Genomic DNA, 21,081 nt, shown 5'->3' with positions numbered 1-21,081 from the left:
CGTGGGTTACGAACGATGTGCTCAGCTCATCAATTTTTATCGATATGACTAAAATATTATCGTTAAATGAGTGATTTATGTGTCATCTAAGAAATTTAGCACAGCAGAGAACATTGATAGCTATCAAGCATAAGAAGAATTGTAATTTGATTGGGGATGATGACTTACGCGCACAGCCAACGCTGACAATTTGCCGCGCCTTGTCGTCGTTTTCGCTCTAAATGCTCACAGTATTCAGTTAAGGCAGGTAATGCTCCGACTGCACCTTTAAATAATGCACCAAACTCTGTAGTGATTTTAAGCCAATTCTCTGCGGGGATGTTTAGCCTATTCAGTATGTCCTGACTGCTTGAGCTAATGGCACCACGCTTATCTTCTCGAATAATTCGACCGGTATCTTCAACCAGTACAATGTAATCTTTTACGCTGAACATGAGTCCGTTAGGAATATTGAGTCTTTCATTTCCCACAAACGGTAACAGCTCTCGTGGTTGCTCGCCTTTTATCGCTGAATTTATTCGGCGCTGAATACTGGTGTAATCTGAGGTTTCAGGGGTTGTGGCCATCTTGGCGCGGATAGGACTTTCTATTAAATAAAGAGTAATCTACATAGGCCATACAGGCTAATACTGCAGCTTCATCGAGTAGTGCCTGGGATTTAAACCTGCCTTCCCACAAATTTATTGGGAATCAATTTGAACAGCTTTAGCTGGCCCGAAGGGTGAGCGCCATGGATGGCAGCGAATAGAAACGACCAGTGCACTTATCTTCTTTGTTGGCCATTCTGGCGATGGGCTCACTGAGTGAGCGCATAAACCAACTGATATCAATTAAGCGTTTACGGTATTCGGTAATGCACTCATTAACCGTTTGTAGCTCAAATGAGTTAAGGTCTTCCTCTTTAAGGTACTTGTGCGTGAGTAACGTACCTTTAAAGCCCTTGTGCCATTGAATGAGCACTTCTTTATCTGACCACTGCTTCGCTTTGTCAGCATCGACTTTTAACACCACATGCAAGTGGTTACTCCCTGTTCATTACAAAGAATGCATAAGCACAAATATCAATAGCAAAGATGGTCGCTAATTCAAGAATGCGTGAATCGACCCACTCGCGTCGATGCTCAAAGTTCTCACCTGTTGAATTATCAATTCCGCACAAGAAATGCCTTACGCACCACACGAGAACAGCAGTGATAACTTTCTATTTACAAGAGCAGGCGTATCTTCCAGGCTAACGATTGTCTGTCTTGGTCTGGCCATCTTCAAGTACCATTTGGAAAGGGTAAATAAAGCCTAGTTCAGTGTTGAATATTTAGCCAGCTTGAATGGGTGGCCATGTTATTCAGCCTCTTTATTAAGTAGTTTACTAGATGCATTTATACCAGCTTGAATTAACTGCACAGAAATAATGCAATAAACTATAGCAACACCTGCTGTATAAATTAAACCATCATCAATACCGTAACTAAAGCAGATATAAAAACTGGATGTCACAGTGACTACCAAGGAATAAAGATTAGCTTTATTAGTAAAATGAAGAACAGTAAATAAACCAAATAAGGCACAAAGAAAAAGAGAAAAAATTAAGCCTACAATAGAAGTATTAATACTTGATAGCCCAATGGCTATTCCTAAAATTGAACCTGAAATGATCGACTTAATTAGATTCTTACGCATAATTTCCGTTGCCAACGCCGCCATATGGGGCGCGATAATGCTTGGCTATACTTTGCGACGAAGGAGCGCTGCCAAGCATTTTGCGTCCCATATGGCATTGTTATACATCCGAATTAAAGTCCGCGCTGCCATCGCTTTGGATAGATGCCTTTAAAAGCGATATTGATAAGTTCTTGCTTATCGATATGTCCTTTTTTGAATTTTATGCCATAGAAAATGAAAGCAAATAGAGCACAAAATACATATAAAAAAAGCAAAGAACTAATAAACACACAGTGAACATCATCAATACTGTACCACCATCATAGCTACGAATTGGTACATCTGACTGAACCCCAAAGCTTGAAGCTATGACAAAGAACAATGGGTATGCAACCGAAAACCCAACCAGACAACCAACGCCACCAATCTTTGCAGACTGCGAGTAAAAGTAAGGTTTTAATTTTCTTTGACTATTTATCGCTCGAATTAGCACAACCACGTCCCTAGGATGTATAAAGCGTATTAGCGAGAATCCAGATAAACATCCTGAGGTGTTCAACAAAACCCTACATCCATACGACTTTAATTATTAATAATTTTAGCAACTTATCAGTTTACCCTTCATGAATCAATCACCCTTTTGGCTAGGTAAAACCGAGAATTTTAATAACCGAGAACGATTGGGTCTTTTTATGTAAAGATGACTTTCGAACAAAAATAAACCAATTCAATAAACTAAGTTTGTTCTTGGGATAAAAGCGAGAATTTTGGTGATGACATAACGAGACCAAGACTGGCTTTTTTACACAAAGGATTTATAACTGCGTAAAAGTGGGAGACCTAGCCGCAACAGGATATCTACTCGACATTTATAGCCAGTTAAGATGCTGTTTGAACCGAGACGAAGCGCCACGACGTTATTGGCCGCAGGCCATCAACATGAAGATGGCCAAGGCTCCTAACGTCGAGCGGTAATGACCTTACATTGCTTACAAATAACGCGCAAATTGTTGGCCACTTTTAAGCGGTTTTATGGGTGCGACGACAGCTGGGGTGCCGACATATAAAAAGCCCACAATTTGATCGTCTGCGGCTAACCCTAATGCGTTATTGACATCGGCGTTGAAGGCGAAATCACCACTGCGCCAAACTGCACCTAACCCTATTGCAAATGCGGCTTGTTGCATGGCCATAGTGGCGCAACCGGCTGCGATATGCTGTTCTATGGCTGGCACTTTGTCATGCTGTTGTGTTTTGGCAACAACGGTTATGACCATGGGAGCACGATACGGCATGTTGCCGGCCTTGGTTATCATGGCGTCATCGGCTCCTTGTGCTTTTGCCGCTGCAACAAAAATGTCAGCTAACTTAGCTAGGCCATCGTCAACGGCAATAATAAATTCCCACGGTGTTAAGGCACCATGATCGGGTACTCTGGCTGCGGCGTCGAGTAAAAAGGTCAATTGTTCATCGTTAGGCGCTGGGGCCACAAGACGGGGTGTTGATTGGCGAGTCAATAACAGTTGTTTAGCGTCCAAGATGCAATCCTTTCAAGAAATATTTTGCAGATGATATTAACAAAAATCCCACCAATTTGGTGGGATTAATTAAATGGGTTTCATCTACCGAGTGAACAACACTACTTTAATAAGCGACGGCTAATAAAATAGTCAACACTGGTATAGCGACCACCGCCAATCACCAGTAATGCTAGCAACATAAATAAGTAAGTTATGGCAAATTCGATACCGTTATTTAAAATCACAAAATTGCCTGAGCTGGTCAACCATTCGTAATTACCATGTTGTTGTAATATAGATTTTGCCGCGGCTAACTTTTCTGCAGATGCCATCACGTTTTCGTTAGCAAGCCATGAGCTGGCGTCTGCAATAGCAAGCCATCCATTAGGTAAATGCACCGCAAACGCAGCCACCAGCATGGTGATCATCATAGGTAAAGCCACTAATCTTGTCGCAAGACCAATTAATAATAGTGCCCCACCAAACAGCTCGGTGCCAGCGGCCAATGCCGTCATCAGCTCAGGCATAGGTAAGCCCAAGCCCCAATCTGGGTTACCAAACCAGGCAGCTGTGTCGTCAAAATGAGACAACTTATTATATCCGGCTTGCATTAATACCGGCGCCAGATAAAGCCTTAACGCTAAAGCAGCAAGGCCTTCTGAATGTGTAAGCCCTTGTAAAAATGTTTGATATAACCGGATTAACCTTTGCATAAATAATAAGTCCTCAATGTGTAGTCAATAAAAAGACCTGCTCTGGCGGCAAAAAGTTTCAATTTACACAGCTTAATATAGAACAAGCTGTACTTGTAAGGTTATTTATCTAAATGCAGCTCAGTTAAGTCGTTGACTAATTGAGTTAATTTATCATTAAAATGTTTACGCTGTTTATCACTAAAGGTTTGGTTTAAGGCAATTAACATTACGCCAAATTTGTGGGTATTTATGTCAACATTGTCTCGGTAAATTGACGATTTGAGCTCATCTGGCGCGGTAAGCAAACGGGTCATTTGTGCCGAGAAGTAATCGGCCTCGTGTCGGCGTAACAAGGCTTGCTCAAATTGCCTTAACCATTCATGACGATATTCAAGCCACATATCCAATGTGGCTAGCCGCTCTGTGTTTGCTTGATGAATGATGTGTTTTTGCGCATCGCTCACACTGCCAGTCCATTCTGTTAATTGTTTTTCGATGCGTTTATCTGAGTCTTTTATTAACTCAGCTTGGTCTTTACCGGCGTATTCTTCAATGAGCTCTTTTTGTTCTTTTTTTAATTGAGCTAACACTTGTTGTACTTGCTTATCATCAAAACTGGCAATAATGGGCAACAGATCTGGCATGACAAAGTTAAAAATACGATACCAGTGCGCTTTGGCCATAGTCACTTGTTGTTGCCACAATTCAGGCGTTAATGAAAAGTCATTGGCCTGGGTTGATAATAGGCTCAACTGGTCACGATAACGGGGTAGCTCTTCCTGCCGATGCCATACTAAAAACCGTTCAACCACTTGATCAAACTTGTTTTGCTGATCACGGTTTAAATCAACGTATTCTTCAACTTCCCACTCTATGGCCCAATCAAGAAAAAAATAACTCACCTTGGTTGAACAACCAACAAAGAAAATGGTACAGCACAGTAATAACAGCAGTTTTTTGGTCACGATTGATCCCTCAAAATTAAGTGAACTTATCTATACGTCGATTAATGGATCAAAGCCAAGTATTGATTGTAAAACTTAATGTATTTAGACATGGTTAATGTGTCCTCATCTGGCGCTGTCGCGGCCATAAGCAATGCCCACATAGCTGAAAATAACCAAAAACAGTTAATCGCGGCAGGCATTGCCGCTTTTGCGGCCGCCACATCTGTTAGACTCGCGCTTTGGCAATATTGCACAATCACCTTGTGAGTTAATGTATCGACTTGTTGCTGCGTTAGTTGATGAGTCGCTATTGCACTGGCCAAATCAAATAATGGGTGACTTGCAACAGCATATTCGTAATCAATACAATACAGTTTAGCTTGTGCATCACCTTCGCAATGGGGTTGAGTATGCAATAGTAGGTTATGCGGGCTCAAATCGCGATGACAAAAAATAGGTAAAAGCACACACGACTCTAATTGTGATAACCAATGCCTAATACGAACATTCATATTTTGCAATGTTTGCCAACCTTGTTGCCAGCTCGCCGAATGTTGTTGATGACTTAAACCATGCAATTGCTTGGCATATTGCTGCCACTGCTCGGTTATAGTAATAGTTTTAGACGGCACGGGTAACTGACTCAGTGAGGTAAACAAATGCACTAACAAAGAGACTTTATCTGCATTGATATGTGTTGCTGCTAAAGGTGACCGAGCGGTTAAGTGACCAAACATTGATGCAAGCAGGCCCCACTCGCCTTGTGGTTGGTCAATAAAATCACTTAGATAAAATTGTTTGTCTTGACTTACCCATTCGAGCTTAGGCGCTATATTGGCTGCTATTGCACAGCGCCAACACTCAACCTCAAGCGCCCTATCGCACCAATCATTATGATGGTTAACCCTAAGAACTTTATCCCCAGCAACGCAAGACAATAGGTAATTTTGATTACTTAATCCCTGATTTAATAAGGTAACTGCGGTGCATTGTGTTAATAAGGTTTGATACAGTGCAGCAGGCATAGCCTGCTGCAACGCATTAGTTAACGATAAGGGCAAATTGAGAAAGGGTGAAGACATAGTTTTACCGCATTAACAGTATGATAATGTGGCGATTATACACTAATTATTTGCTGAGAAATCTTATCTTGATCTACAACATTATGTTGATATTTTTTACGCCACATTAGATAACCAGCCACCGCCATTGCCACGTATAAAATAAACAACCCAGAGGTCAACATAAGCCCTTTTTGGAAGTAAAGGTAAATGGAAACCAAGTCAATGATCACCCAATACAGCCAATTCTCGAGCACTTTTTTTGCCACTAAATAGGTGGTCACAACCGCAAAACAGGTGGTTGCCGCATCAATATAGGGAAAGGCTGCAGAAGTGTAAGTTGCCATAGCGTAACCCACCGCAACTGACACCAACGCAGTGACAGTAATCAAAATGGCGTGGGTATGCCATGTCCAACTGGTGATACTCAGCTGAGAGCTGACGTCATGTTGCTGCGATTGCTGCTCCGGCGGTACCTGCAGCCACAACCAATAACCATAAACGGCCATCCCCATATAATAAATATTGAGTACCGACTCCATGAGTAGCGATACATTCCAAAACAATATGGTATAAATTGCGGTGCTTAAAAAAGCAGCCGACCAACACCAAATATTAGTGCGCATTGCCAAAATTAGGTAAGCCAGCGCAAGCATGACCGCGATAGCTTCCCAAAATGTCATCACCGACGCCTCGGTAAACGCTTGTTGAATGGCTAACATCACTTCATTCATGGCGGTTATTCGCTATGGCTTAGGTTAAGTTCGCCGCCAATAAACTTACACACAAATACGGCTTTGCCCCACTTTTCATGTGCGGCTTGCATTTCGGTGGCTAACATTGACATCACATCGCTGTACTCGCCACACACTTGTGTGGCCATGGCATTGGTAACACGTTCAATATTGTCATAACGGTCAACACGATCAATAAACCACTTAATGGGATCAAGATAGTTTTCGTGTAGTGGATACATACTGATTTCTGCCGTTAATTTCATTACGAATATCCTTAAAAGTTGCAGCACCTAGGATGCCATAATCTATGGTGCTGTTAATGTGTTCTGGTAAAAGGGCAAATCTTAACTGCCTTTTGCCAGTAGCATTAACAGCATCAACTCGGATGAATATTAGGATTTAGCAAGGCAACTAAGTGTGTCGTTGCCTTTATTATCCGAGTTGAGAGTCGTTACATAAATTTATAGTCGAATGTCACACCCACTTGACGTGGATCGCCATAGCGAATGTACTGTTTGTCGGCCCAATCTAAATCTGGCTCATTGCCAAAATAGAAACCGCGCACACCGTATTCTTTATCAAATAAATTACGGCCCCATAAATAGGCAGACCAGGTTGCGGTTTCATAACCTAGGCGTGCGTTATAAATGGTGTAAGCGTCTGATGTTGACTCGTTGCTGTCTGAGTAATAAAAATCGCTTTTGCCACTGGCATTAATATTAGCAAACCAGCCCGAATCGGCGACATAAGTCATACCGGCACTGTAGGTAAATTGAGGTGAATGGGCAAGATCACGACCAGACAAGTCAATAATCGAGCCGTACTTGTCACTGTATTCATATTGGCCATATTCAGTCTCAAGCCAACCGACGCTACCATAAAACTCGATGTTTTCGGTTAAGTACCATTTAGCATCTAACTCTGCGCCGTAATTTTGCGAACTACCGGCATTTTCGGTAAATAGCACAAATCGTTGAGGGTTGTCGGGATCTTGTAAAGACGCAGCAACCTGCTGATCGTCGCGGTCCATAAAGAATATTGCTAAGGTAGAGTCAACCTTGCCATCTAACCATGTGGATTTCATACCCATTTCATAGTTATATAAAATCTCGGTATCAAACTCTTTTTTGTTGGCTAATTCAGTGGGCAACGTCATGTTAAAGCCACCCGCTTTATAGCCGCGGGCTATGCGAGCGTATGCGTTATGGTTGCGACTAATGGCTTTAGAAAGTGCAATATGACCGCCCCACATGTTTTCTGACGGGTCAAAATTATCATTATTACTGTCGCGGTACTCGCTGTCACGACGCTCTATACGTAAACCGCTAGACAATAAATAATCTTGGCCAAGGTGAGTGTCTAATTGAGCAAACACCGCATAATTGGTGGCTTCGTAGCTAGATTGCAACACTTCATCAGGCCATGTGTTGTATTCAGAATATAAGTCGTTATCTTCGTTGAGGTTCATGGTGTATACGCCCACTAACCAATCTGTGCTGCCTGCAAAAATTCGCCCCGCCTCTTTAGACGATAAACGAAACTCCTGGGTGAGCGTTTGCCTATCGCCTTTTTTATCCCAGATGTAGTCGTACACACAGGGTTCGCTGCCGATAACATTGTAATCATCGTCATAGGCGGTGCATTGTTTGCTTGCCCAGTAATCTGGATTTGCCCAGTCACCATCATACGCGTGGCGGTGATCGGTTTTGGCAATAGATGAGAGCGAGGTAAAGTCAAATGCGCTTGCACCAGTGTAAATAAATTTAAGCCCTGCACCTGTGGTTTCTTGTGCATCCATGCCGGGTTTATCCGTTAAGGTATTACTGGTGTTATTGTCGAGTGTCCAGGCGTCATAGCCGTTATCAAAATTGGCATGTAATAAGGTCAAATCAATTTGCAAGTCGTCTGTGGCATACCAACGTAATTTAGCGCGAGCGCTTAGCTCGTCACGCTCGTTGGTGTCGTCGCGGTTTAAGTATAAATTATCACGGTAACCATTTTGATTATGTTGCTCTACAGACACCCGGTACAGTAATTTACCTGAGTCATTTAATGGCCCTGAACTAAAGCCAGAAAAAGTACGCAAATCATCGTCACCTACACTCACTTTGGCGCCGTGCTCAAATGACTCGGTTGGGTCATTACTTTTTAGGTAAATTAACCCAGCTAATGCATTAGCGCCATATTGGGTCCCTTGTGGTCCACGCAGCACTTCAACTTGCTGCATGTCATACATGCTCGACACCATGCCAAGCCCTGACAAGTCAATATCATCGACCACAAAACCAACTGATGAATTGGGTGCACCCTGGTATTGCTCTTGTTCACCAACACCACGAATTTGGAAATATTTAGGCCGTGAACTACCACCAGACCAGTTAAAGTTAGCGATGGAGTTCAGCACATCTTCAAAATGCTGTGCACCTTCATCTTCTAATTGCTGTGCATCAATTACCGTAACGCTTGATGGCATTTTATCTAGGCTGATATTACTAAAGTCAGCGTTAACAACGATGACTTCCATTTTTTCATATTCTGGCGTCACGCGCTCAACATCTGCAGTTTTAGCCATAACGATAGGTGAACTGAATGCTGCGATAACCGCTAAAGCAATTGGCGAGTGGGATAACCCGATAGATTTTTTCGTGAACATAGGACCTCAAATAGTGATTTTGAGATCCGGCAAGAGTAGCGAATAAGAGGTGCACTTATAGATAGTGTGGCCCATTCCTACGCCGGTATAAGCCGGATCAGGTTCTAAGGGTTCGTCTTAAGACATCTCAGTTCAGTATTGCTGAACACCCCTTGGCGGCCACGAGTATAAACTATCTAAAAAATGATTACACGATCCGTCATACAATTTGATAACACAAAACTCATTTTGCCAACACCTGGGCTTTATTAATGAGCGAGTACTTGCAAATGAGCCATATAACGCATCGTCTAAAAGGGCGACAAAATCTTAATGAGAATAGGTTTCGCGCACGTATATTTCAAAACCAGTGGCTTGAGTATTTGGTGCAACCGCGCTGACTTGCCGTTGTTGCATGCCATGTAATTTAACCGACTTCCAACTTGTAGCTTCATCTTCAATGGTGTCGCCGTTGGCGTCAAACCAGGTAAATTTGTATTGTACCCGTAAGTCTGAGCTCGATTTACTCTGAATGAGCGCCGACGCTTTAACTAAGTCAGCCACCATCATTGAGCTAATATCCGTTACATTAATGTCACTTGCAAATGATGAGCTGTCTACCCTTACCTGTCCGTTAGAGTCAACGGCAATACCCGCAGTATTGTGGGCGCAAGCACCGAGTAACAATGCTGATGCGAGTACAAAAAGTGATGCAAGTTTCATAATCTTTCCTTAAATGTTACTGGCGGTATTGGGTTATTAATCTAACAAAAAATGCGCCCTCGCGGTGGCAATTAATTGCTTACGATTTGTTTGCCAGCAATTGATACTGACATTGGCCACACGACGCCCCTGGCGAGTAATTTTACATTCTGCAAAGCTGTCTTGATGTAACCCAGCACGTAAATAGTCAATTGAAAAATCGACGATTTTAGGCACCTTTTTGGCTTGCATGAACACCATTAATTGCACAATGGCCGACATTTCCATAAAACCAGCAATCACGCCGCCATGAATTGCCGGCAAAATCGGATTACCGATATTGTCATCTTTTGCTGGCAACTTAAACACCATCTCGTCGCCAAAACGGGCAACCGACATGCCTATAAATTGTGAATACGGCACTTTTTCGAGTAAATAACTGTAGTCATTTAACTCAATGGCACGTTTTACCACATCTTGAACATCCAACTCACTTGATGCTACTGGGGTTGTTTGCTCAGTCATGCTGACTCTCCGGCAAGTTTCCCATTAACGCCTGACGAAACGCTTCGCCAACCATTTCAGGGCTAATACGCATAAACGAGCCAACGGCATGGGCAATAGGCTCGTCGATACTGTCTTGATAAGCAATCGCACGGGTAAAGGCGACACTTGACGATAACCGATAACACTCGGCAAAGGCATAGACCGGCTTGTGCGGCTCAGCAGGCTTCATGTAATCGACTCGTAAATCTAATGTGGGTGATAACTCAAGCGATTGATATTTTTTTAAAATGGCACAAACCACCGCAGTGCCACAAGCCGTGTCTATTAGGGTGGTAATCACCCCGCCATGGATCACCCCCGTGTCGGGGTAACCAATAATATTTTGGCTGTAAGGCAGCTCAATGAGTACGTGATGCTCACTGGCTTCTTTAACACTTAACCCTAGGCGGCGACACTGAGCTAATTGGTTAACAAAACGAGTGGCCACTTCAGTTAATGGGAAAAAATCACTGTTTATTTTCATGAGTCGCGGCTCAACATAGGGCCTAAAGGCTTACCGCCTACAAGGTGCAAATGAATATGGTAAACCTCTTGGCCGCCGTGTTTATTGCAATTCATAATTAACCGATAACCATCGTCTGCAATGCCTGCTTCATCAGCTAATTTAGCCGCAACAGTCATCATACGGCCTAATGCTTTTTCATCTGATGCTTTGACATCATTTGCCGTCGCAATTAAATGGTTAGGAATAATCAGTATGTGCGTTGGCGCTTGTGGAGCAATATCACGAAATGCAGTGACAAGTTCATCTTGATATAAGATATCGGCTGGAATTTCACGACGAATGATTTTACTGAATATGGTTTCTTCGGCCATTTTAGGATCCTTAATGAATAACAGCATTTTGTGAATGATATAGTATCAAGCCTTTGATCTCCGACTCCAGAAAAAACGCAATTAATCAGCTATCTTTTGCAGAAAATGGGATTCGTTTGCTTAACTGAGTCATTTTTGGCAGCATTGTCGATTATAGCTCAATCCTTTTGATTGCTACGTCCCTACTATTTGGAATTCTTTATGCATTATCATATCCATGCGATCGATCCTAAAGCCCACTTATTTGAAGTCACCCTCACCGTTACCCAAGCCTCACCATCACACATTTTTTATTTACCGGCTTGGTTACCTGGCAGCTACATGATCCGTGACTTTGCGAAAAACATTATCGAAATCGACGCCAAAGAAAATCAGCAAGCGTTAACGGTCACCCAACTGGACAAGCAAACCTGGCAGCTAAATAACCAGGGTAGCCATGTCGTATTATGCTATCAAATATATGCCTGGGATTTATCGGTACGTACCGCCCACCTTGATACCAACCACGGTTTCTTTAATGGCAGTAGCGTGTTTTTAGCCGCCAAAGGGCTTGAGTCACAACCGCACCAAGTGACCATTGCCAAACCCGCTTTAGCCGAGTTAAGCCACTGGACATTAGCCACCAGCATGCACAGAACCGCAGGTGAGCCATTTGGCTTTGGCGATTTTAACGCCCCAAACTACGACGACTTAATCGATCATCCCGTTGAAATGGGCGAGCTGAGCATTGAAACATTTTACGCCGCAGGCGTGCCACATGACATCGTACTCAGTGGTAAACACCGCGCCAATATGGCTCGCCTGGCTAAGGATTTAACCGCCATTTGCGAATATCAAATTAACTTATTTGGCACACCAGCACCGTTTGAGCGTTATGTGTTTATGACCACGGTTTTAGATAACGGTTTTGGCGGGTTAGAACACAAAGCCTCAACGGCGTTAATGTGTTCGCGCACTGACCTCCCATTGTCGCTCGATGCGCCGGTTGATAAAGGCTATCGCACCTATTTGTCACTTTGCAGCCACGAATACTTCCATTCATGGAACGTCAAACGCATTAAACCAGCCGAGTTTACCCCATTTGATTTATCAAAAGAGTCGTACACGGAGCAGTTATGGGCTTATGAGGGGATTACCTCGTACTACGATGATTTAATTACCTTTAAGTCAAAATGTATTGATGAAAAAGGCTATTTAACTCTGCTGAGCCAAATCATGACGCGTGTGTATCGCGGCGAGGGGCGCTTTAAACAAACCTTAAAACAGTCAAGTTTTAATGCTTGGACTAAGTTTTATAAACAAGATGAAAATGCCGCGAATGCCATTGTCAGCTATTACACCAAAGGTGCACTGTTTGCCTTGTACCTAGACTTAACCATACGTATAGAAACCCAGGGCAAGCACAGCCTTGATGACGTGATGCGCGCGTTATGGCAACAATATGGCCTGCAAGACATTGGCACTCATAACATGAGTCACCAACAGATTGTTGAAAACCTGCTAAATCGCCCCTGCGATGATATTTTTGCTTATTTAGACAACACCCAAGACTTGCCATTAAGCAGCTTACTTGAACAGGTCGGCGTAAACATGACTGTGCGATCAAGTGAAGGAGCCAATGATCTAGGTGGTGGAGAGGCTAAAGGCTATAAAATTGCCTTTGGTGCAAAAACAAAACCTGAATCCTTGGGGTTAAAAGTGTTAACGGTTAGCCAAAACAGCCCTGCACATCAAGCGGGATTAAGCGCGGGAGATTTACTGATTGCCGCAGATAATTTACAGGTGAATGCGCAGTTTGAACAACAACTGCAAAGCTACAACCTAGGACAAAAACTCAATCTACATTGGTTTAGACGTGACGAGCTTATGCAAGGGCAATTACCGATTTGTGAAGCAGAAGCCGACACTGTTTCATTAACCATTAGCGACACCAGTAAAACGGCACTGTGGTTGAATTAACGTTAGGTTAATTCGCCGTGGTTTATTGAATAACCACGGCAAACAGACACAAAAATGGGTATCAACTGATACCCATTTTTGTCAATACCTGCAAACATTAGCCGATTTATACTCTAACCTCGTGCATATGAGTTTGTGCCCAAGCAATCGCTTGGCCTCTACTGGAAACGCCTATCTTTCTAAATGCTCGGTACAAATGAGTTTTAATCGTCGATTCACTCACAAACAATTGATTGGCAATATCAAGATTGGTACTACCAGACAGTAACGCATGTAACACTTCGCGTTCACGAATAGTGAGTTGATCACTTTCAGCCTCGTTATCATCATTCATCATCGAATCTAATAGCTCTGGCGGCATGACGCTGCGCCCTTTCATGATGTCATTCAATCCAAGGCTAATATCGGTCAAACTGGTTTCAGCGTAAAACACCCCTAGAGTAGTCGCAGGGTGAATAAGAAAGCGGGTATCAAGCTGCTTAGGAAAATTAATAAACACAGTATGAATGGCGCAATATTCACGTTCTATAAGGCGTTGTAATTGGTATGCCTGTTGAATATCAATCGTCGACAAGTCAAAAAATACGATAGAAATAGGATCTTCAATGAGCATTTTGGCCATATTGTTTGGTTGGGCTTTAGTTAACTTAACTAAAAACTCCTGAGGCCAACGGCAATCAAGTAAATCAACTAGTAATTGAGATCGTGAAACAATCATCCAATTTACAACTTTAAACATCCCAAACACTCCATGTGAACTAACTAAACGACTTCAATGCCAATCAATAATAAAACACGTCAATATTATCAATCTACGCTACTGGTGCAAATAAGCCAAAAGAGCAATGGCCACAACAAACCAACACTTTAGTATTAATACAAACTAATAACCTATACCATTGCGCATGCATAAGTGACCACTTTGAATGCGTTTAGCGGTTTTTGATAAGGTGTCGCTATGCAGTAATGCTTGTTTCCTGTTAAATTCTCGCGAAGAGATCATTTACTCACGCGCAATGGTATTAATAGTAGATCATTTTAGTGCTTGTTGATCTTTCAAGCTTGTTTTTGCAGCAAATGCTTGGCCATTGCTCACATATACAACTGCTATCTACAACTGCGCTGCAGAGACGTTGAGGTGTTGTTATTGTGCATAGAAAGTCGAGAACGCAGTAAAAGTGGATAACAAACGCTGCCCGTAGCGCTTGGCTAACAACGTTTTCCTCTTGACTGAATCCACTTTGTAAATAAAGAGTTTGCTTAGGCGATTAGGTATCATCCAACGTCTTGGTTGACAGGTTTTTAACTGGAACAACATGCACCCAGCAAAGAGCAACAGACCCTTCGCGATTACATCAATAAGCTTGTCATTAATGCTAAAAACAACACGATTGAAGTGATTTGCCAAAACCTCACCGGGTTACGGCTAATAAGGGGAACAAAATGCTGTGGGCCTTGCTTAGCACTTGCGGTCGTTAATTGGTGAATAAGCTCACAGGTATCAGCCTGGCGCAGATTGGGTTCTATGGACAACGCTTTTTTAAGTGCTTGGTCTATCCAAGTCGGTACCATAGGGTTGAGGTGATGAACATTTACATACTCTAAACGCGAAAAAGCTTGTCGAGTATTGCATTTTGCAAGCTTGCCTTTAAAAGGCAATTCACCTGCCAACATTTCATAGGCGATGACTGCTAATGAAAACAAATCAGCTCGACTGTCTGCTTGATACCCCAAAATGACTTCAGGTGCGGTGTAATCCGCCGTGCCTAAAATATTATCCCGGGTTAACGGACTGCTAATTTCTGCCACCCCTTTAATATAACAAGAACCAAAATCGATAATTTTCACCACGCCTTCGCGAGTAATAAAAATATTGTCTGGTTTAAGATCTTGGTGCAGTGTCTCACGCCGATGAAATGCTCTAATGCCTAATTCAATTTGCTTTACCAGTTGTAACACATCTTCAACGGGGGCTTTTTTATGCTGGCTTAACCATTGAGCAAGGCTCATTCCCGATAAAAATTCAGTTAGGTAATACAATGCTGATTTTATTTTATGTTGCTCAACCACTTTAACAACATGAGCACTGTTAATGCGTTGCCCAATCCAACTTTCTAGCATAAATCGTTCTATGTATGCCGCATCGTCGATGTAGTTTACTGACGGGGTTTTCATACAAAAAGCTTGCCCTTGCTCGTTAACTACTCGATAAACCTGGCTGCGCTGCGATTGATGAATAATATGAGTCACTTGATACCCATCAAGTTTCATTGCGACACTCATCGGCGGTGGAAATGGTCGCTGAGACAAACTGTGATACACATCATCTATTGCTTGTTTGGGTAACTGAGTGACACACAATAATTGAGCACTCAAATTGTCTTTGCTGCCTAGTGCAAGCGCTTTTTTTATGAGTAACTGACAAAACTGCTCACATAAGTCATCATTTAATTGTGAATGCTGCTGGTAAAAATGCGTTATTTTTTTCAGCAATTCATACTCAGTAAATTGATCATGAATACCGTCAGTGGTCAGTAAATACAGATCATCTTGCTCAAGGGTTAAGGCTTTATAATCGACATCTAATTTCACATCCATGCCTAAAGCGCGAGTAAGATACTGATGTGAGGCATTGATTTTTGTGCTGTGGTCATAGGTTAATTGCGTTAACTCTCCACGACGAAAACGATAAATACGTGAGTCCCCCACGTGTAACATGTGCACGGTACACGATTTAAACACCAACGCGCTGAAGGTACACACAAAACCTCGCCGTGCATCGCGATAGTCTTGACCTAAACCATATAACCAGCGATTTAATGCCGACAACACTTTGGCACTTGAGGTTTGTACGCTCCAACTTTCTGGAGTGGAATAATAATCAGCCAAAAAATTACTCACACTAATAGCCGAAGCTTGTGCTCCTCCCTCTGCCGTACTGACACCATCACTGATAACACTCACAATCCCTTTGGTCATCAATGCCACGCCACTTGGAATACGGATCCCTATCGCATCTTCATTTTGCGATTTATGCCCTTTGTCTGACGCTTGCCCAACAGCCAATTGCAAACTGGCAGCAAATGGCAATGCATCGTCGACTATCGGGTTTAACTGTGTATCCAACTTAGCTGGCATAGATTTCCTGTTATAAATGCAAGCGCCTGTTAATCTTTCAACGTTGTTTTTACTGCAAATTGTTGGCCATTTTTACAAGGCAACAATCCATTCGCCTCGATTGACAGGTTTTTAACTCGAGTAAAATTCAACCAGAAAAGTTCAACAGGCCCTCTAGTTAACTCACGCTAATTAACGTCACTTCGCCATCTTCATTAACTTCGGCAATATGACCTTTAGGTTCATTCATAAAAAATAAAGTCACAAAACCAAACACTGCACTCACAGCAATAACATAGAAGAAAGTTTGCGTAGACACCATCGAATATACGGTCAAGAAAAATACCGCGCCAACGTTACCATAAGCCCCTGTCATGCCCGCTATTTGGCCTGTTAAACGACGTTTAATCAGTGGTACAGCAGCAAACACGGCGCCTTCACCGCCCTGAACAAAGAAAGAACATGCCATCACAACAACGACAGCAAGGGGTAATGACCAACTTGAGTCTATTTGCGCAACAGACAAATACCCTATCGCCAAGCCTGCCGTTAAAATTAATAACGTGGTTTTACGCCCAAACTTGTCACTTAACCAACCACCGCCAGGACGAGACATTAAATTCATGAAGGCGTAACTTGAGGCCACCATACCCGCTTGCGCCATACCTAATGCAAAGGTTTCGGCAAAAAACAATGGCAACATAGACACAACCGCCAGTTCTGAACCAAAGGTTGTAAAATACAACACGTTTAACACGGCCACCTGCTTGAACTCATAACGTTCAAACTCAGGTACTTCAACAGAAAACAAATGCTTATTGACCTGATAGGTTTGGTACAGGTCGACTAAAAAAACAACAACCAAGCCTGCATAAATCAAATTTGTCACATCTTGGGTAAACATACTGACGCCCGCTGGCGAAAGCTTCCAGGCGAGTAAGGCTAATGTGGCATACATTGGCACTTTCATGACCAGCAGTAAAATCAAATCATTTTTGCTGGTGACTTCTAATCCGCCGCCTTTTTTTGGCTTAAAGTAGGTTGAGCCTTTTGGTGTGTCGGTGACATTAAAATAATACACAAATGCAAACAACAAGCTCATTAAGCCCGTAATACCAATCGCATAGCGCCAGCCATCAGCACCACCAAATGCCAGTGCGACGGCAGGCAAGGTAAAGGCTGCTGCAGCTGAGCCAAAGTTACCCCAACCACCGTAAATGCCCTCAGCAGTGCCTAACTCTTTTGCCGGAAACCATTCACTGACCATACGTATACCAATCACAAAACCAGCACCAATAAAGCCAATCAAAAAACGCGCTAATGCTAATTGTTCAAAGCTGTCAGCAACCGCGAACATAAAACACGGAATAGAACATATGCCCAACAAAGCAGAATAGGTGATCCGCGGGCCATATTTATCAGTCACCATGCCGATAATAATCCGAGCAGGAATGGTTAGCGCCACGTTGAGAATCAATAGGGTTTTAATTTGTGCTGTGGTCAGGCCTAAACTGTCGGCAATCACACTCACTAACGGGGCGGCGTTAAACCACACGACAAAAGTGATAAAAAAAGCCATCCAGCTTAAATGCATAATTTTCATTTTGCCGCTAAATGAAAACAGATTAAATTTTTCTGCACTCATAGTGATATTCCTTATACCTTAGCTAATACAAGGACTTGTCCCTGCTCGGTTTTAATATCAAAAGGACTGGCAATCAAGCTTGTATCCTCAATGCACACACCTGTTTTTAATCGATAGTGTTGTTTATATAATGGCGATGCGACACACAACTCACCGTCCATTTCACAAATTAACCCCCGGGCTAACACACTAACACCGGTAGCAGGATCGACATTATCAATCGCATATAAACCATCTTGACCTAAATTAAAAATTGCCACCGCTTTACCCGCGACCCAAGCAGCCACCCCAGTGCCTATTGGTAAACGTGTTTCTTCACATACATTTATCCAACTCATGCTACTACCTCATCTGCAGTTGTTTGTTGCTCAGTGATATCTTTAATCGCAATGGTGCCCGCCCCTGCATCTTTTATGTTAGGGAAGCGCTGTTCACGCACACGCTGATATGCGTTGGCATCTGACATAGGTGCCTCATTTGGATTCACAAATTCATTAAATCGTGCCAAAAATTCTGGTTTTTCTAGGCTGGTTTTCCACTCACATTGATAGGTGGCCACGATGTGGTTCATTTGCTGCTCTAGTGCGGCATTAATGCCAAGTGCATCATCAATCACCACAGATTTTAAGTATGCTAGACCACCGTCTAACGACTCCATCCAGGTTGAAGTCCGCTGTAGCTTGTCTGCGGTTTTAACGTAAAACATTAAAATGCGATCGATGTATTGATACAACTCATCTGTCGATAGGTCGGTGGCAAATAAGTCGCCATGACGAGGTCGCATGCCGCCATTACCGGCAACATATAAGTTCCAACCTTTATCTGTTGCAATGACGCCAATGTCTTTACTTTGCGCTTCGGCACACTCGCGGGTACAGCCAGAAACGGCAAATTTTAATTTATGCGGACTGCGTAAGCCTTTGTAGCGGTTTTCTAAATCGATGGCAAAACCCACAGAGTCTTGCACCCCATAACGACACCAGGTACTGCCCACACAAGATTTAACCGTGCGTAAAGACTTGCCATAAGCATGACCGGTCTCAAAACCTGCATCGATGAGTTTTTTCCAAATTTCAGGTAGTTGCGACAACTTCGCGCCAAACATATCAATACGCTGTCCGCCTGTAATTTTGGTATAAAGGTCATATTCTTGGGCAATTTGCCCCATCGCAATCAATTTGGTAGGCGTAATTTCACCGCCAGCGACACGAGGTACAATCGAGTAAGTACCGTCTTTTTGAATATTGCCTAAGTACGCGTCATTGGTGTCTTGCAGTTGCACATGACCATTGTCTTGATTAAGTACATATTGGTTTTTTAAGCTAGCAAAAATAGAGGCCGCCGCGGGTTTACAGATATCACAGCCATAATGAAGACCATTTGCAGACGGTTTACCATGCTGAGTGATTAAGGTTGTAAAGTCACTAATGCCTTCAACTTGGCAAATGTGATAAAGGGCTTGTCTGTCATGGTCAAAATGCGCACAAATACCCGCATTAAAGTCCAACCCAGCGGCTTGCAAAGTTTGATCAATGATTTTTTGTACCAAGGGAGCACAACCACCACAACCAGAAGCTGCACGAGTGCATGACTTGATCTCGGCCATTTTATGGTTGCCTGCGGTGACGGCCGCGACAATGTCACCTTTGGTGACCTGATGACACGAACACACAATAGAAGTGTCTTTTAAATCCGCTTCGTTCTCTGCACCAGCAAGTAACAACTCAACAGCAGAGCCCTGTATTTCATCTTGTGACAAATACATATCAAGCAAACGGCTATAGTCGCCATTGTCACCGATAAGCACAGCACCCTTTAAAAACTTGCCGCTGTCATCAAGCCATAGTTTTTTATATATACCCGCTTGGTTATCAGATAACTCGACAAATTGGGCATTATCAAAGCCCCTGCTGGCACCAATTGCTGCCACATCGACGCCTAAAAGCTTAAGCTTGGTACTCATATCTGCACCAGTAAATGATAGGCTGGGCACGTTTGACGATAAAGAGGCAATATGAGATGCAGCAACTCGCGCCATTTGATAACCAGGTGCGACTAAGCCAAATATTTTTTGTTGCCACAGTGCACATTCACCAATGGCATAAACATCGGGCGCAGATGTTAAACAATCATCATTAATTTCAATACCGCCACGCTCACCAATACGAATGTTAGACACACGAGCTAACGTGTCTTGTGGCCGAATACCCGCCGAAAAAACAATCATGTCCGTTTCAAGATAAGACTCATCTTTAAAGGTCATACGGTGAAGCGCTGATTCGCCATCAATAATGGCAGTGGTCGCTTTTGAAGTGTGAACACTCACCCCAAGTTGCTCAATTTTACTGCAAAGTAATTCACCTGCTTTGTCATTTAACTGAACAGGCATCAGTTGTGGCGCAAATTCAACCACATGGGTTTTAACCCCCAATTGCATCATGGCATTGGCGGCTTCTAACCCTAATAAACCACCACCGACGACCACTCCCACTTGGCTGTTTTTGGCCGCAAGTTGAATGGCTTCAAGATCTTCAATGGTACGGTAAACTAAACATTGAGAACGATCATTGCCTTGTATCGGCGGCACAAAGGGAAACGAGCCCGTTGCCAATACTAAACGGCTGTAGCTGTAACACTCACCTTGGGCACTGGTCACCGTTTTGGCTGCAATATCAATTGCAGTGATAGGCGTGTTTAAATGAAGTGTAATTCCCCAATCTTGATAATCCTGTGCACTGGTTAGCATCAAGGGGTCAGCACTACCTGTTTCAAAGTATTTAGACAATTGCACTCGGTCATAAGCAGGACGAGGCTCTTCACCAAATACGTGCACGTCATACGTTTTATTAAGCCCTAAACTACATAGCTGCTCAATAAAGTGATGACCTACCATGCCATTACCGACCACCACTAATGTGGGTTTTGAGATTGTCATATCCTACTCCTTCATGCCACAGACCGTAAAAAAACAAAAAGGCGCCAACTCCATTTAAAGAGTGGGCGCCATTGCCAGTTACCATCCCG

18 protein-coding genes, 1 pseudogene and 1 riboswitch are annotated in these 21,081 nt (G+C 43.0%); of the genes and pseudogenes, 1 reads left to right on the top strand and 18 read right to left on the bottom strand.

Translation table 11 applies throughout. From position 1 onward, the window contains the following. Positions 1-164: 164 nt before the first annotated feature. The 13 genes and pseudogenes from L2703_RS10395 to hinT form a co-directional block, all read right to left on the bottom strand. Positions 165-1,260: pseudogene (locus L2703_RS10395) on the bottom strand (transposase). 78 nt (positions 1,261-1,338) lie between these two features. Further along, positions 1,339-1,701 carry a hypothetical protein gene (locus tag L2703_RS10390; RefSeq protein WP_248971024.1) on the bottom strand — a complete coding sequence of 121 codons (363 nt, stop codon included), beginning with the start codon at positions 1,699-1,701 and terminating at the stop codon, positions 1,339-1,341. 947 nt (positions 1,702-2,648) lie between these two features. Next, on the bottom strand, positions 2,649-3,197 hold the full coding sequence (locus L2703_RS10385) for an NAD(P)H nitroreductase (protein ID WP_248971023.1): 549 nt from the start codon (positions 3,195-3,197) through the stop codon (positions 2,649-2,651). Between the two features lie 101 nt (positions 3,198-3,298). Further along, on the bottom strand, positions 3,299-3,892 hold the full coding sequence (locus L2703_RS10380; protein WP_248971022.1) for an HvfX family Cu-binding RiPP maturation protein: 594 nt from the start codon (positions 3,890-3,892) through the stop codon (positions 3,299-3,301). A gap of 101 nt (positions 3,893-3,993) precedes the next feature. Beyond that, positions 3,994-4,839 carry a DUF6279 family lipoprotein gene (locus tag L2703_RS10375; protein ID WP_248971021.1) on the bottom strand — a complete coding sequence of 282 codons (846 nt, stop codon included), beginning with the start codon at positions 4,837-4,839 and terminating at the stop codon, positions 3,994-3,996. A gap of 41 nt (positions 4,840-4,880) precedes the next feature. Beyond that, positions 4,881-5,903 (bottom strand): phosphotransferase, encoded by a 1,023-nt coding sequence (locus L2703_RS10370; protein ID WP_248971020.1) that lies wholly within the window; start codon positions 5,901-5,903, stop codon positions 4,881-4,883. A gap of 35 nt (positions 5,904-5,938) precedes the next feature. Continuing rightward, a complete protein-coding gene (pnuC, locus tag L2703_RS10365; RefSeq protein WP_248971019.1) occupies positions 5,939-6,616 on the bottom strand; it encodes a nicotinamide riboside transporter PnuC in 678 nt (225 codons plus the stop codon). A 5-nt stretch (positions 6,617-6,621) separates the two neighbouring features. Continuing rightward, on the bottom strand, positions 6,622-6,882 hold the full coding sequence (locus tag L2703_RS10360; RefSeq protein ID WP_248971018.1) for a YkoF family thiamine/hydroxymethylpyrimidine-binding protein: 261 nt from the start codon (positions 6,880-6,882) through the stop codon (positions 6,622-6,624). 188 nt (positions 6,883-7,070) lie between these two features. After that, positions 7,071-9,272 (bottom strand): TonB-dependent receptor, encoded by a 2,202-nt coding sequence (locus L2703_RS10355; RefSeq protein WP_248971017.1) that lies wholly within the window; start codon positions 9,270-9,272, stop codon positions 7,071-7,073. A 57-nt stretch (positions 9,273-9,329) separates the two neighbouring features. Next, a riboswitch (TPP riboswitch) is annotated at positions 9,330-9,435 on the bottom strand. 146 nt (positions 9,436-9,581) lie between these two features. Further along, complete coding sequence (locus L2703_RS10350; protein ID WP_248971016.1) at positions 9,582-9,974, bottom strand: YcfL family putative periplasmic lipoprotein; 393 nt, start codon at positions 9,972-9,974, stop codon at positions 9,582-9,584. Between the two features lie 36 nt (positions 9,975-10,010). Further along, positions 10,011-10,478, bottom strand: a complete 468-nt coding sequence (locus tag L2703_RS10345) for a PaaI family thioesterase (protein ID WP_248971015.1) — start codon at positions 10,476-10,478, stop codon at positions 10,011-10,013. After that, positions 10,471-10,983 (bottom strand): PaaI family thioesterase, encoded by a 513-nt coding sequence (locus L2703_RS10340; RefSeq protein ID WP_248971014.1) that lies wholly within the window; start codon positions 10,981-10,983, stop codon positions 10,471-10,473. Before L2703_RS10340 ends, L2703_RS10345 begins: the two co-directional genes overlap by 8 nt. Next, the gene (gene hinT / locus L2703_RS10335) at positions 10,980-11,336 is read right to left on the bottom strand and encodes a purine nucleoside phosphoramidase (protein WP_248971013.1); all 357 of its coding nucleotides are present in this window, start codon (positions 11,334-11,336) and stop codon (positions 10,980-10,982) included. Before hinT ends, L2703_RS10340 begins: the two co-directional genes overlap by 4 nt. Before the next feature lie 201 nt (positions 11,337-11,537). Between hinT and L2703_RS10330 the strand changes: the two genes are divergently transcribed. After that, positions 11,538-13,295, top strand: coding sequence for a M61 family metallopeptidase (locus tag L2703_RS10330; protein WP_248971012.1), 1,758 nt, complete (start codon positions 11,538-11,540; stop codon positions 13,293-13,295). A 106-nt stretch (positions 13,296-13,401) separates the two neighbouring features. On the opposite strand, the gene L2703_RS10325 is transcribed toward L2703_RS10330, so the two are convergent. The 5 genes from L2703_RS10325 to nirB all read right to left on the bottom strand — a co-directional run bounded on the left by L2703_RS10325 (position 13,402) and on the right by nirB (position 20,992). Next, the gene (locus tag L2703_RS10325) at positions 13,402-14,034 is read right to left on the bottom strand and encodes a LuxR C-terminal-related transcriptional regulator (RefSeq protein WP_248971011.1); all 633 of its coding nucleotides are present in this window, start codon (positions 14,032-14,034) and stop codon (positions 13,402-13,404) included. 611 nt (positions 14,035-14,645) lie between these two features. Beyond that, complete coding sequence (locus L2703_RS10320; protein WP_248971010.1) at positions 14,646-16,433, bottom strand: bifunctional protein-serine/threonine kinase/phosphatase; 1,788 nt, start codon at positions 16,431-16,433, stop codon at positions 14,646-14,648. A 157-nt stretch (positions 16,434-16,590) separates the two neighbouring features. Beyond that, positions 16,591-18,057, bottom strand: a complete 1,467-nt coding sequence (locus L2703_RS10315; protein WP_248971009.1) for a NarK family nitrate/nitrite MFS transporter — start codon at positions 18,055-18,057, stop codon at positions 16,591-16,593. Positions 18,058-18,068: 11 nt separating this feature from the next. Beyond that, positions 18,069-18,395, bottom strand: coding sequence for a nitrite reductase small subunit NirD (gene nirD, locus L2703_RS10310; protein ID WP_248971008.1), 327 nt, complete (start codon positions 18,393-18,395; stop codon positions 18,069-18,071). After that, entirely contained in the window at positions 18,392-20,992 is a 2,601-nt protein-coding gene (nirB, locus tag L2703_RS10305) for a nitrite reductase large subunit NirB (protein ID WP_248971007.1), read from the bottom strand. Before nirB ends, nirD begins: the two co-directional genes overlap by 4 nt. Between the last annotated feature and the right edge of the window lie 89 nt (positions 20,993-21,081).

This window comes from Shewanella basaltis (assembly GCF_023283885.1).
GTDB lineage: Bacteria > Pseudomonadota > Gammaproteobacteria > Enterobacterales > Shewanellaceae > Shewanella > Shewanella basaltis.
Note: the sequence above shows the minus strand (reverse complement) of the source record. Positions and strands in the feature narration are given on the sequence as shown.